The sequence below is a fragment of the Paraburkholderia sp. BL18I3N2 genome, from assembly GCF_003001875.1.
Taxonomy (GTDB): Bacteria; Pseudomonadota; Gammaproteobacteria; order Burkholderiales; family Burkholderiaceae; genus Paraburkholderia; species Paraburkholderia phytofirmans.
This window is the reverse complement of record NZ_PVNC01000004.1, coordinates 79,663-93,129: the sequence shown is the minus strand read 5'-3', so window position 1 is coordinate 93,129 and position 13,467 is coordinate 79,663. Positions and strand designations below refer to the sequence as shown.

The 13,467-nt window shown below is 62.9% G+C and carries 13 protein-coding genes; 7 read left to right on the top strand and 6 right to left on the bottom strand.

Annotated elements, in window-relative coordinates; all coding sequences use genetic code 11:
* Window positions 1-210: 210 nt before the first annotated feature.
* From B0G75_RS13560 to B0G75_RS13550, 3 genes are all read left to right on the top strand, one after another.
* Window positions 211-1,152 (top strand): CysB family HTH-type transcriptional regulator, encoded by a 942-nt coding sequence (locus B0G75_RS13560; RefSeq protein WP_106305919.1) that lies wholly within the window; start codon window positions 211-213, stop codon window positions 1,150-1,152.
* Window positions 1,153-1,186: 34 nt separating this feature from the next.
* Window positions 1,187-2,356, top strand: a complete 1,170-nt coding sequence (locus B0G75_RS13555) for an ABC transporter substrate-binding protein (protein ID WP_106305916.1) — start codon at window positions 1,187-1,189, stop codon at window positions 2,354-2,356.
* Between the two features lie 258 nt (window positions 2,357-2,614).
* The gene (locus B0G75_RS13550) at window positions 2,615-2,875 is read left to right on the top strand and encodes a hypothetical protein (protein ID WP_012432018.1); all 261 of its coding nucleotides are present in this window, start codon (window positions 2,615-2,617) and stop codon (window positions 2,873-2,875) included.
* Between the two features lie 51 nt (window positions 2,876-2,926).
* Here B0G75_RS13550 and B0G75_RS13545 read toward each other — a convergent pair whose 3' ends face one another.
* The 6 genes from B0G75_RS13545 to B0G75_RS13520 form a co-directional block, all read right to left on the bottom strand.
* Entirely contained in the window at window positions 2,927-4,081 is a 1,155-nt protein-coding gene (locus tag B0G75_RS13545; protein ID WP_106305913.1) for a Gfo/Idh/MocA family protein, read from the bottom strand.
* Window positions 4,082-4,114: 33 nt separating this feature from the next.
* Window positions 4,115-5,164 (bottom strand): sugar phosphate isomerase/epimerase, encoded by a 1,050-nt coding sequence (locus tag B0G75_RS13540; protein ID WP_106305910.1) that lies wholly within the window; start codon window positions 5,162-5,164, stop codon window positions 4,115-4,117.
* Between the two features lie 87 nt (window positions 5,165-5,251).
* On the bottom strand, window positions 5,252-6,214 hold the full coding sequence (locus B0G75_RS13535; protein WP_106305907.1) for a substrate-binding domain-containing protein: 963 nt from the start codon (window positions 6,212-6,214) through the stop codon (window positions 5,252-5,254).
* 89 nt (window positions 6,215-6,303) lie between these two features.
* The gene (locus B0G75_RS13530) at window positions 6,304-7,317 is read right to left on the bottom strand and encodes an ABC transporter permease (RefSeq protein WP_106305904.1); all 1,014 of its coding nucleotides are present in this window, start codon (window positions 7,315-7,317) and stop codon (window positions 6,304-6,306) included.
* Complete coding sequence (locus B0G75_RS13525) at window positions 7,298-8,785, bottom strand: sugar ABC transporter ATP-binding protein (RefSeq protein ID WP_106305901.1); 1,488 nt, start codon at window positions 8,783-8,785, stop codon at window positions 7,298-7,300. The genes B0G75_RS13530 and B0G75_RS13525 overlap by 20 nt, the downstream gene beginning before the upstream one ends.
* 3 nt (window positions 8,786-8,788) lie before the next feature.
* Entirely contained in the window at window positions 8,789-9,868 is a 1,080-nt protein-coding gene (locus tag B0G75_RS13520; RefSeq protein ID WP_106305898.1) for a LacI family DNA-binding transcriptional regulator, read from the bottom strand.
* A gap of 301 nt (window positions 9,869-10,169) precedes the next feature.
* Here B0G75_RS13520 and B0G75_RS13515 point away from each other — a divergent pair, with 301 nt between their 5' ends.
* The 4 genes from B0G75_RS13515 to B0G75_RS13500 all read left to right on the top strand — a co-directional run bounded on the left by B0G75_RS13515 (window position 10,170) and on the right by B0G75_RS13500 (window position 13,441).
* Complete coding sequence (locus B0G75_RS13515) at window positions 10,170-10,823, top strand: protein-L-isoaspartate O-methyltransferase (protein ID WP_106305896.1); 654 nt, start codon at window positions 10,170-10,172, stop codon at window positions 10,821-10,823.
* Window positions 10,824-10,880: 57 nt separating this feature from the next.
* Window positions 10,881-11,204 carry a rhodanese-like domain-containing protein gene (locus B0G75_RS13510; protein WP_012432010.1) on the top strand — a complete coding sequence of 108 codons (324 nt, stop codon included), beginning with the start codon at window positions 10,881-10,883 and terminating at the stop codon, window positions 11,202-11,204.
* Window positions 11,205-11,620: 416 nt separating this feature from the next.
* A complete protein-coding gene (locus B0G75_RS13505; protein ID WP_106305894.1) occupies window positions 11,621-12,091 on the top strand; it encodes a DUF2844 domain-containing protein in 471 nt (156 codons plus the stop codon).
* Between the two features lie 15 nt (window positions 12,092-12,106).
* Window positions 12,107-13,441, top strand: a complete 1,335-nt coding sequence (locus tag B0G75_RS13500; protein ID WP_106305891.1) for a DUF3443 domain-containing protein — start codon at window positions 12,107-12,109, stop codon at window positions 13,439-13,441.
* Window positions 13,442-13,467: the final 26 nt, after the last annotated feature.

Below are 13,467 nucleotides of genomic sequence, written 5' to 3'. Positions count from 1 at the left end.
AATTTTTTTGCAAGTGATACGCGGTGATCCGGTTTCGCCGCGCCCTGGACACCCTGTTTGTCACCATCCGCCCATGAACGTTTAGACCCATCGCTCATTTGCTTATGACAAATACAGATATCCATATTGAAAAAGATGGACAGATCGTAATAAACTGCCCTTATATTTCAAACGACTAAAAAATTCTTTTGATATGCGGAGAGGTTATATATGAACCTGCACCAATTCCGCTTCGTCCGCGAGGCTGTGCGGCAGAACTTCAATTTGACCGAGGCCGCCAAGGCGCTGTTTACTAGCCAGCCGGGCGTTTCCAAGGCAATCATCGAGCTGGAAGACGAGCTGGGCGTGGAAATCTTCACGCGCCACGGCAAGCGCGTGCGCTCGTTGACCGAGCCGGGACGCATCATTTTGCAGTCAGTCGAGAAGATCCTGCAGGAGGTGGAGAGCCTCAAACGGGTCGGTAAAGATTACGCGGCGCAGGATCAGGGCAATCTGGTGATCGCCGCCACCCACACGCAGGCGCGCTATTCGCTGCCGGCCGCCATCGCCGAATTCAAGAAGCGATTTCCCAAAGTTCACCTTTCGATTCTGCAAGGCAGCCCGACCCAAGTCGCCGAAATGGTGCTGCACGACCAAGCCGACCTCTGCATCGCCACGGAAGCGATCGCCAACTATAAGGAGCTGGTCTCGCTGCCTTGCTTCCAGTGGCACCACGTCGCTGTGATGCAACCGGATCATCCGCTGCTCGACCGCAAACTTTTGTCGCTGGATGATCTGACCCAGTATCCGCTGATCACCTACGACAACGCGTTCGCCGGCCGCACCAAGATCAATGAGGCGTTCCGCCTGCGCGGACTGCATCCCGACATCGTGCTCGAGGCAATCGATGCCGACGTGATCAAGACCTATGTGGAACTGGGTCTCGGCGTCGGCATCATGGCGGATATCGCGTTCAACGCCGAGCGCGACCGCCATTTGCGCGCCATGCCCGTCGGCCACCTGTTCGGCAGCAATGTGACGCGAGTCGCGCTGAAACAGGGCGCCTATCTGCGCAGCTATGTGTATACGCTCGTCGAGCTGTTGTCGCCGAGCATGAACCGCAAGCTGATCGAGCAGGCGCTCAAGGGCGAACACGAAAGCTACGAACTTTGATACCACTACCGCTTCTCGCTACGGAGACCCTTCGATGACGTCGTATAAGAAAAAATTCAGCGGCCTCACCGCCGCTTTAGGTTTTGGCGCGCTGTTGCTCGCCACCGCTGCACACGCTGACATCAAGGTCGGCATCGATCTGTCGAGCACCGGCCCGGCGGCTGTGATCGGCATCACCAGCAAGAACGCGATGCTGATGTGGCCTGCCACGATCGCCGGCCAGAAAGCCGACTACATCTTTCTCGATGACGCCTCCGACCCCGGCGCCGCCGTGCGCAACATCCGCAAGCTGATCAACGAGGATCATGTGGACGTGATCGTCGGCCCGAACATCACGCCGGCGGCAATGGCCGCGCTCGATCCGGTCGCCGAGAGCCAGACGCCGATGATCACGCTGATCGGCTCGGCAAGCGTCGTGGAGCCGCAGGAAGGCAAGAAGGTGTGGGCCTACAAGATGGCGCAGACCGACAGCGCGATGGCCGACGTGATGACGCGCTACATGTCGAACCACAACGTGAAGACGGTGGGCTTCATCGGTTTCGCGGACGGCTACGGCGAAAGCTGGCTCAACGAGTTCAGCAAGTTCGCGGCGCTGCGTCATATCCAGTTGGTGGCCACCGAGCGCTACAACCGCACCGACGCGAGCGTCACCGGCCAGATTCTAAAGCTGATGGCCGCCAGGCCGGACGCGATTCTGATCGCCGGCGCCGGCACGCCGACCGTGCTGCCGCAGCGCACGCTGATCGAGCGCGGCTTCAAAGGTCCAATCTATCAGACGCACGGCATCGCGACGCCGGAGTTCATCAAGCTGGGCGGCAAGGACGTGGAGGGCACGCTGTTCCCGACGCAGCCGGTCGTGGTGGCGCGCACGCTGCCGGCCGATCATCCGGCGAGGAAGGCGGCGCTCGCTTTCACAAACGAATACGAAGCGAAGTACGGTCCGGGGAGTGTCACGCAATTCGCTGGCGATGCAGCGGGCGTGTTTCCGCGTTTGCAGGACGCCGTAGCCCGCGCGTTGAAGACGGCGCAGCCGGGCACGCCGGCGTTCCGCACCGCGCTGCGTGACGAACTGGAGCACGCGCATGAACTGGTCGTGCCGAACGGTGTGGTCAACACGAGCCCGAAGGATCACGTGGGGTTGGATCAGCGGGCGAGTGTGATGGGCGTGATCAAGAACGGCAAGTTTGTTTATTTGAGCCAGTAAGATAGCCGCATCCAGGTAGCCGCACCGCCCGGACGCGCCAGTCGGGCGGTCCGCACGCTCTATACTGCATTGATGGTCGTGCAGTGGGCGTGCGGCTGAGCATGTCTGTACGATTTCTATTGAACGTATCAAAAAATCGTACAGCGCTCGAATAGCCGCCGGAAACAGCGCGATTACCCGCCAAAAAAATCGTCAACAATCCGGCATGCCACTGTCTGCTGTTAAAGTGCAACCCTTCAGCTAGCCGTCTCCCACATCATGCGCACCACCCGAGCCATCCACGCCGTCGAGCGGTTGAAAACCCGCAGCGGCAATCCACAGTTCGCCGCGATCAGCCTTTCCGGGGGCCTGTTCTATCTGGTCGACAAATCGAGCGGTACCGACAAGAAAGTCTCCGATCCGCTGACGCTCGACGACTTCGTCAAATTCGTCGATGGGTTCGGACCGCCGAAGCCGCGTAAAGCGAGCAAGCTGGATATCGCGTTCGAAGAGCAGATCAAGAAGAGCAAGGGCGGTTGAGCGGGGCGATCAATCCCGCTGATGGTTCACGCCGCGAGATAAAACCGGCTCTCAAGCGCTCCGCGCAATTTCCCGCCACTGCCCATCCGCCGCGCTACTTGCAAGCATCGCCTCGATAAAACGCAAACCCGCAACGCCATCCTCCACCGTCGTCAGCAACAGGCTCTCGGCGGGTAACGCGCGGCCCGCATCCAACGCCTCGATCTGCAACGCCGCGTCTTTGTATAACTGCGCGAACGCTTCCAGATAACCTTCAGGATGTCCCGACGGCACGCGCGTCGCGTGGGCCGCGATCGCGCTCTTCACGCGCCCTCGTGTCAGGCGCTGCGCCGCGCCGCCCAACGGCGTGAACCACAATTCATTCGGATGTTCCTGATCGAATGCGAGACCGGCCTTCGTTCCGTACACCCTCAAACGCAAGGCGTTTTCCGCGCCGCTCGCCACCTGGCTCGCCCACAGCATGCCGCGCGCGCCGTTCGGATAACGCAGCATCGCCTGCACGTGATCGTCGATCCGGCGCCCCGGCACGAACGTATGCACTTCCGCCGCGAGTGCATGCGGCGTCATACCCGTGACGAACGCAGCAAGATGATAAGCATGCGTGCCGATATCGCCGAGACATCCCGCCGGCCCGGCTAACGCTGGATCCGTACGCCAACCCGCCTGCTTGTTCGTGCCCCTCGTTTCGATCGGCTCCGCCAGCCAGTCCTGCGCATATTCGACCTGCACGACGCGTATTTCGCCCAACTCGCCGCTTTTGATCAGCTCGCGCGCGTGACGCACCAGCGGATAGCCTGAATACGTATGCGTCAATGCAAACAGCTTGTTCTTCTCACGAGCCAGTTTCGCCAGCGCCTCACCTTCCGCGAGCGAGATCGCCAGCGGCTTGTCGCACACGATGTGAATGCCGGCTTCGAGAAACGCCGTCGCGACCGGCGCGTGCAGATGATTGGGCGTGACGATCGCTACCGCGTCGATGCCGTCGTCGCGTGCGGCTTCGGCGCGCGCCATGTCGCGCCAGTCCGCATAGCTGCGTGCGATTCCCGCCTCATCGGCGCTCGCCTGCGCACGCTGTGGATCGGACGACAGCGCGCCCGCCACCAGTTCGAAGCGATCGTCGAGCCGCGCCGCGATCCGATGCACCGCGCCGATGAATGCGCCCTGCCCGCCGCCGACCATCCCCAGTCTGAGCCTTCGTTGTGGCATCGCCGTTACTCCTTCGCGTTATGGCCACGCACCTTAAATGCCGAGCACACGCTTTAGCTGCGCGGCGTCCACGCCGCTGCCCGCGAAATCATCGAATGCATGCTCTGCCACGCGGATGATGTGCCGCCGAATAAACTCGGCGCCTTCGCGCGCGCCGTCGTGCGGATGCTTCAGCGCGCACTCCCATTCGAGTACGGCCCAGCCGGGAAAATCGTACTGCGCCATCTTCGAGAAAATCGCGCCGAAATCGATCTGGCCGTCGCCGAGCGATCTGAAGCGCCCCGCCCGCTCGACCCAGCCGCTATAGCCGCCATACACGCCCTGCTTGCCGTTCGGACGAAACTCCGCGTCCTTCACATGGAACGCCTTGATACGCTCGTGATAAATGTCGATGAACGCAAGGTAATCGAGCTGCTGCAAAACGAAGTGGCTCGGATCGTACAGAATGTTCGCGCGCGCATGCTGCTTCACCGCGTCGAGAAAACGCTCGAAGGTCACGCCGTCGTGCAGGTCTTCACCGGGATGCAGTTCGTAGCACACGTCCACGCCTGCTGCGTCGAACGCATCGAGAATTGGCGTCCAGCGGCGCGCGAGTTCGTCGAACGCGGCTTCGACCAAACCTGCGGGACGCTGCGGCCACGGGTACAAATACGGCCACGCCAGCGCCCCCGAAAACGACACGTGCGTGGTCAATCCCAAACGCTGCGAAGCCTTCGCCGCGAGCTTCATCTGCTCGATCGCCCACTGCGTGCGCGCGGCCGGATCGCCGCGCACATGCGGCGCGGCAAAGCCGTCGAACAACACGTCATACGCCGGATGCACGGCGACGAGCTGCCCTTGCAGATGCGTCGAGAGTTCGGTGATCGTCACGCCCGCGTTGTCCACGATCTCGCGCAACTGGTCGCAATACGTCTGGCTCGCCGCCGCCTGTTCGAGATCGATCAGGCGACTGTCGCACGGCACCTGAATCCCCTTGAAGCCGAGACCCGCGGCCCACTCGGCAAGATGCGCGAGGTTGTCGAACGGCACTTCGTCGCCCATGAACTGGGCGAGAAAGATTGCCGGCCCTTGGATGGTTTTCATCGTACGGCTCCTCGAACGAGGGCGCGCTCGCCGTGCCGCTATGGCACATAGTCCGCTAAGCCTAGCGGCGCGCCCCGAATGCTCAGGTCAGAACGGCGAGTCCGGGAAATAGAACTGCTGCGCGTTCTCCTTCGTGATCAGCACCGACGGAATGATCGTGGTGGCCGGCAGCTTGTCGCCCTTCAGACGCGCTTCGGCAGTGAGCTTGATCGCGTCGTAGATAAACTTCGGCGAGTACGACACGTCGGCCTTGATCATCGGCGCGCCGTCCATCACGTTCTTCACCATGCCCTTCGACCCAGCGCCGCCGAACACGATCTTGATGTCGGTGCGCTTGGCCTGCTCGATCGCCTTGATCACACCGACCGCCATGTCGTCGTCGGCGGCCCAGACGGCGTCGATATGCTTGAAGCGCGTCAGGTAATCCTGCATGACCTTGAAGGCGTCGTCGCGATTCCAGTTCGCGTACTTCGCATCGAGAATCTTGATGTTCGGATAGGCCTTCAGCACGCCGGTAAATGCGGTCCAGCGTTCGTTGTCGAGCGTCGTCGGAATACCTCGCAGCGCGACGATATCGCCCTTGCCGCCCAGCTCCTTCGCCAGAAACTCTGCGGGAATCCTGCCGAACGCGGTGTTGTCGCCCGCCACGTACGCATCCTGCGCGCTGGTGTCGGTCAGGCCGCGATCCACCACCGTCACGTAGACGCCCTTCTTTTTCACCTGCGCGACCGGTTGCGTGAGCGAAGCCGATTCGAACGGGAAGATCACGAGCGCATTGATCTTGTTCACCGTCACCAGATCCTGCAACTGGTTCGCCTGTTCAGGAGCGCCGGCCGCGGTCTTCACGATCACTTTCAGATCGGGATGCGCCTTCTCCAGATCGGCCTTGGCCTTGTTCGCCCACCAGACGATGCCGCCCGTGAAGCCGTGGTCGGCCGTCGGAATCGCAACGCCCAATGTGACTTTTTCGTCGGCGCGCGCAATGTTCGCCGTGCCCAGTATTCCCAACGCCAGCATGCCGGCGCCGACCGCTCGAATGACCTGCTTCATGGTTGTGTCTCCTTTTGTGAGGCGTTCGTGCGCCCCGATTCTCAACTCGCCGCGATTACAAATTCAAGGCGCAATATGAAGCGCCACCGCTACCGCCGTCCACGTTGTACGAACGCGACGAAGATAATCACTACGCCCTGCACCGCCGCGTTCAGATACACGCTGATGATGCTGGTCAGATTCAGAATGTTGGCGATCACCGAGAGCAGGATCGCGCCGATCACCGTGCCGATCACGCGCCCTTCGCCGCCCTTGAGCGCAGTGCCGCCGACCACCACCGAGGCGATCGCTTCGAGCTCCCATAGCAAACCGGTCGTCGGCGTGGCCGAGCCGAGCCTCGGCACGTACAGCACCGTGGCGACGCCCACGCAAATCCCAAGCAGCACGTAGGTGACGATCTTCACCGTGTCGACCCGAATCGCCGCATAACGCGCGACCTGCTCGTTCGAGCCGATTGCCTGCACGTGACGGCCGAACGCCGTACGGTTGAGAATCAATGCGCCGCCCGCCGCCACCACGAGGAACACCCAGATCGGCACAGGCACGCCGAACAGGCTCGCGTAATACACCGGGCCATACAGGTCGGACAGCGAGTTATCCAAAGTCAGCGCGCCGCCGTCGGCGAGCCATGTCAGCACCGCGCGAAAGATACCCAACGTGCCGAGCGTGACGATGAAAGGCTCGATGCGTCCTTTGGTGATCAGCAAGCCGTGCGCGCAGCCGAACAGGCCGCCAAGCATCAGCGCGCCTACGATGCCGAGCGTGAGAATCATCAGCGGCGGGAACGTGTGTCCGCCGACGCCCGCCGCGAGTCCGTTCATCAGCCAGATCATGCTGCCCGCGATCAGCGCCGCCATCGAGCCGACCGACAGATCGATGCCGCCCGAAATGATCACGAAGGTCATGCCGACCGCGATGATGCCGATGAACGAGGTGCGCGTGAGCACGTTCATCATGTTGTCGACGGTGGCGAAATCGCGGTTGAGCAGCGTGCCGATCACGCACAGCGCGATGAGTCCGACGAGCGGCCCGAGCGCATACAGTCGATGCGCGAAGCGCAACGCACGGCCGGATTGCACGGCTTCAGTGGGTGCCGGTCGCATGGGCGATCAACTCCTCTTCGGTCAGATGTTCGAGCGTGAGCGTGGCTTGCAGGCGTCCCGCGCGCATCACGGCGACGCGGTGGCACAGCCCGATCAGCTCGATCAGTTCGGATGAAATGACGATCACCGCGCGGCCCTGCGCGGCGAGACGATGAATCAGAAAATAGATGTCGCGTTTCGCGCCGACATCGACGCCGCGAGTCGGCTCGTCGAGCACGATCACGTTCGGGTTGGGTTGCAGGTATTTGGCGAGCGCAAGCTTCTGCTGATTGCCGCCGGAGAGCATGCGCGCGCGGCTCGACAGGTCGCCCGTGCGGATGCCGAATTCGCTCACGGCTTTGGTCAACGCGGCGCGCCCCGCTTTTATATCGAGCAACGGGTGCGCGTAACGTTCGAGCGTCATCAGCGTGACGTTGTCCTGCAGGCTCAGGTTCACGTGCAGGCCTTTGCCCTTGCGGTCCTCGCTCAGATACGTGATGCCGTGGCGCATCGCATCGCGCGGGCTTTTCAGATCGACGGGATGGCCGGCGACTTGAATGCGGCCCGCGGTGCGCTTGCGTAAACCGATGATCGCTTCGAACGCCTCGGTGCGGCCCGCGCCCACCAGTCCAGCGAAACCGAGCACTTCGCCGGCGCGCACGTCGAAGCTCAGGTCTTCGACCCAATCCGGCACGGCCAGGCCTTCCACCTTCAACGCAAGCGGTGCGTCGGCGGACGCGGTGATCTTGTCCGGAAACATGTCCGAGAGCTCGCGGCCGACCATCAGGTTCGCCATCTGGTGGCGCGCGAGTCCGGCGGTTTCGCCGCGCGCGACGAAGCGGCCGTCGCGCATCACGATCACTTCGTCGGTGATGCGCTCCACTTCGTCCAGCTTGTGCGAGATGTAGATGATGGTCACACCGTCGGCCTTGAGCTTGGCCATCAGCGTGAAGAGACGTTCAGTCTCGGACGGCGTGAGCGTCGCGGTGGGTTCGTCCATGATGAGCAGACGCGCGCGGCGCGACAGCGCCTTGGCGATCTCCACCATCTGCTTTTCCGCGACGATCAATTCGCGCACCTTCGTGTCCGGCGCTTTTTCCAGACCGACTTGCGCGAGAAAACGCGCGGCCTCGGTGTTCATCGCGGCATCGTCGACGAACCAGCCGCGCTTTTTTTCGTGACCGAGATACATGTTCTGCGCGATCGTCAGGTGCTCGGCGAGATTGAACTCCTGGTGGATCAGCACGATGCCTTGCGCTTCGGCTTCGCGCGATCCGATGAATTGGTGCGCTTGCCCATCGACCAGCAAAGTGCCCGCGGTTGCGGTCTCGTAGCCGGCGAGGATTTTCATCAGCGTGGATTTGCCCGCGCCGTTCTCGCCGAGCAGTCCGTAGATGCGCCCCGGCGCCAGCTCGAAGCTCACGCCGTGCAGCACGCGCACAGGGCCGAAGTCTTTGCGGATGTCGTCGAAACGGATCGCGAGACTCATGGTTCAGGCGCTCCCGCGAATCACGAGCCGATGCGGCAGCAGCACGCCCGGCACGTTCGCCAACGGATTGGCGAGCCGCTGCAGCAACAGACGCGCGGCGGTTTCGCCCAGTTCGCGCATGGGCTGCGCGATGGTCGTGAGCGGTGGATCGATCTGCGCGGCGAGCGAGATATCGTCGAAGCCGACCACCGCGATGTCGTCCGGCACGCGCTTGCCGACGCTGCGCAGGCCGTGGATCACGCCGATGGCTAGAGTATCGGAGACCGCGAAGATCGCGCTCGGCGTCTGCGGCTGATTCATCAGCGTGGCCGCGGCCGACGCGCCCGCTTCATAGTCGAGGCTGTTCAGATTCATGCGCCAGCGTTCGTCCGGTGTGATGCCCGCCGCGCTCAACGCGTCGAGATAGCCTTGTTGACGCTGCCGTGCGTACAGGTAATCGACATCGGAATTGATAAGGCCGATACGACGGTGGCCGCGCGCGAGCAGATGCCTGACGGCGTCGCCCGCGGCGCGGTAGTTGTCGATGCCGACATACGGCACGCCCATTGCCGGATCGAACTCGCAGCACGCGACCCACGGCAGCGCGCTGGAGGTTTCGCCCAGCGCCTGCTGGATGGTGGCCGGGTCGAGACAGATCGCGCCGTCCGCGCGGCGCCGCCGTAGAAGATCGAAGTAGCTGCGCTCGCGGCCCGGATCGGCGCCGGTGTCGCACAGCAGCATGAAGTAGCCGTGCTGACGCGCCACGCTGTCGATGCCGCGCACGATCTCCGCGTAAAAGGGGTTGCCGACGTCCGGAACCATGGTCAGCAGCAGGCGACTTTCGGCGGTGCGCAGGTTGCGCGCGAGTTCGTTGACGCGGTAGCCGCTCGCATCGATGGCCGCCAGCACCTTGTCGCGCGTGGCAGGCCGCACGTTCTCGTGGCCGTTCAGAACGCGCGACACCGTCGCCACCGAGACGCCCGCCTGCTCAGCCACGCCGGCGATCGACATGCCGTCGGCCGCGCCGCGCAAAGGCGCGACGGCGGGCCGGGGATGCGCCGCGGACGCCGCTGTCGAAGCCTTGGTGGACGACGATCTGGACAAGTGAACTCACCTCGAAAATGTAATCGATTACATTCTTGAGCGATGGACGCGGGAAGCGCAAGGAAAGATCGCTAGGGATTAACACGGAGGCGGGCGCGGCCGGGCATCGCCACCTTTCGCCTCGCGATGGCGCCGCGCCCTGCCCGCGAGGGCGCGGATCGTCACCGTCATTTGGTACAATCCCGCAGTTACCCTGACGGGCCTTGCGTGCTGAGTTGCGCGGGCAAGACCGGCGGTCAGTGGCTGATAGCAAACGCAGCAAACCCCGCAGAACTCGCCAAACCATACAGCCGAACCCACCATGAACATCGAGCAAGCGCGTTTCAACATGATCGAACAGCAGATCCGCCCCTGGGAAGTGCTCGACCAGGACGTGCTGAATCTGCTTTCGATCGTCAAGCGTGAAAACTTCGTCCCCACCGTGTATCGCGAGCTGGCCTTCGTCGACTTCGAAGTGCCCCTGCCGGCCGGCCAGCATATGCTGGCGCCGCGCATCGAAGCGCGCGTGCTGCAGGAACTGGCGGTGAAGAAACACGAAAGCGTGCTCGAAATCGGCGCGGGCTCGGGTTACATGGCCGCGTTACTCGCGCACCGCGCGCAGCACGTGCTGACCGTCGACATCGAACCGGAACTGGCGGAACTGGCGAAGAGCAATCTGATCGCCAACGGCGTGCTGAACGCCGAGGTCGCCACCGGCGACGCCGCGCGCGGCTGGGCCGGCGCTGCGCCGTACGACGTGATCTGCGTGTCGGGCGGCCTGCCGGTGCTGCCCCAGGAAATGCTCGACCATCTGAAGATCGGCGGCCGTCTGGCGGCGTTCGTCGGTACCGCGCCGGTCATGAAGGCGCAGGTCATCACGCGTATCGACGAGAAGCAATACCGCATTGCCGACGTGTTCGAAACGTATGTCGAGCCGCTCATCAACGCCGTGCAGCCGTCGCGTTTCAAGTTCTGATTCATAAGCTCCGGACGGCCGGCAACGCCGCCGTCCTCTGAACCGGATGTTCCGCTGATGCAAAATCTGACCGCTCCGGCGCTCGCCGAATGGCTTGCCGACACTTCTCGTACCGCGCCCGTGCTGCTCGACGTGCGCGAGCCGTGGGAAATCCAGACGGCGTCGATCGCCGGCGCCGTGTCGATTCCAATGCGTGAGATTCCCGCGCGCAGTGAGGAACTCGACGACGACGCGCAAATCGTCTGCGTCTGCCATCATGGCGCGCGCAGCGCCCAGGTCGCGATGTTCCTCGAGTCGCGCGGCCATACCAACGTCTTCAATCTGCAAGGCGGGATCGACGCGTGGTCGCGTCAGGTCGACCCGTCCGTTCCGACTTACTGATCGTACGGGCCGCAGTGACGCGCCAGCGGGAGCCGGTTCTCACGGTCCCTTTCGCGCTTGGCCTGACGCTTCACGCACTAACCGCGTAGGCCGTCGGCTTCTCCCAGTTCTACGACGCAGCGCTCTTCAAAGACGCGCTGCTGCAAAGCGCGCGCCTCGCTCGTGGCCAGCAGCGAGAACCGCCGTTCGCGCCACACTGCTGCCGTAGGTCCCTCGGCGTCGCTCACCGCGAGCCTTCGGAGCACCGGTTTCGCGGCGGCTTGCCATCCTTCTACGGCTCGCCCAAGCTCCCCTTCTGCAGAACGCTAACGGCTGGCTTTCGTTGCGCCGCTTCACGCACTCGCTTCCGAAATTTCATACGGTTTCCTGAACACCGCACAGGCACCATGCTTCCGACCGTTTTGGGGAGCCGTGTGATGAGATTTTTGAAGACCGCGATGTTGGCCGCGACCTTGTTGCCGCTCGCGTCGCATGCAGTCTTGGGTGGCGCGCCGGGCACCGGCGCAGCCTCGCCTGCCACGTTACGCGCTATGTCGCAGTCCGCCGCCGCGACGCCCACCGTTCAGCCGGCGAACACGACGCCCTACTCCGTGCGCCAATCGGTCGACGCCAACGGCGTCACCATCCGCGAATACGTGCTGCCCGAGAACATCGTGTTCGCGGTCAAGTGGAACGGCCCAATCCGTCCAGACATGACGGCGCTGCTCGGCAGCTACTTTCCCAACTTCGTCAACGCCGGGCAAAACCGCGCGCAAGGCACCGGGCCGCTGATCGACGGCAACGACGACTTTCGAATCGAGTCCGCTGGCCGCATGGGGCGCTTCAGCGGTATGGCCTGGCTACCTCGCCTGATGCCCGCCGGCCTGCGTCCAGGCGATCTGAAATAAGAACGGCGTCGAGCGATGAAAAAACTGAACATGAACACACTGAAGCAGACGCTATGGGTCGTCGCGGCCTTCGCGGGGCTCGCTCTCTGCGCGTGCGGAGGCGGCGGAAGTTCGGGTGGCAACCAGGGCAGCAACTCCATGGGATGGGACGCCAAGCCCGCCTGGACTCCGGCGCCGTCCGGCTCTGGCAGTTCGGGTAGCTCGAACAATTCATCCACGCCTGCCACCGGCGACAACACGGTGCCGGTCCGCGTCGATACATTGACGGGCAACGTCAACCGGCTTCTCGCATCGATCAAGGTTTGCGTGCCGGGCACACAGGGCGCGCCCCAGTGCGTGACCGTCGACAACATGCTGGTCGACACCGGCTCGACCGGCGTGCGCATTTCAGCCCGCGCGATACCCACGTTGGTCCCTTTGCTGCTCACGCAAGCCGGCGCGGTGGACGACAAGATCGGCTCGGCGCCGATTGCCGAGTGCGCGCCGTTCGCGTCGGGCTACACCTGGGGGTCGGTCAAGCGCGCCGATATTACGATCGGCAGCAAGACGGCGAGCAATATCCCGATCCAGGTGGTGTCCGATGGCGCGTTCTCCACGCCGGACGACTGTATTGCGCACAACGGCGGCGACCTGGGCAGGTCCCTCGACGTGATGGGAGTCAGCGGCATTCTCGGCGTCGGCAACTTCACCGGCGATTCCCAGGACGCATTGACCAAAGCGGTACCCGGTCTTTATTACTATTGCCCGACGCAAAACGGTTGCGTGAGCACGCGCATGCTGGCGAGCAAAGAAGTCACGAATCCGGTCGCCGCATTCGCCACGGACAACAACGGCATAGTCATCCATCTGCCCGCTGTGCCTGCCACGGGTCAGGCAAGCGTATTGGGCCAGTTGGTGTTCGGCGTCGGCACGCAGCAGAACAATGCGTTGCCGGCGAATGCCACGGTCATTGCGTTGGACAAATACGGTACGTTCACGACGCAGTACAAGGGGCAGGTGTTCAACCAGAGCGCGATCGATAGCGGCACCCTCGGCTACGCGTTCCCGGACAACGCGATTCCTGTTTCCGTCAAAGGCTTATACGCACCGACGAGCACGCTTGATCTGGCTGCGACAATGGAACCGAACGGCGGATCAGGCGCGCCGCTCCAGATGCCGTTTTCGATCGACAACGCCAACAATTTGCTGGCAAGCGGAAACGCCGCGTTCATCAACATCGGCCAGTACTTTGCGAATAGTGACGACAACATGTTCCTGTGGGGACTGCCGTTCTTTTATGGCCGCGACGTCTATAACGTGATCGGCAATGCCAAGGCCGGCAAGCTGACAGGGCCGTTCGTCGCGTTCTGATGGCCGACCGCATGGCTGAGATAGAG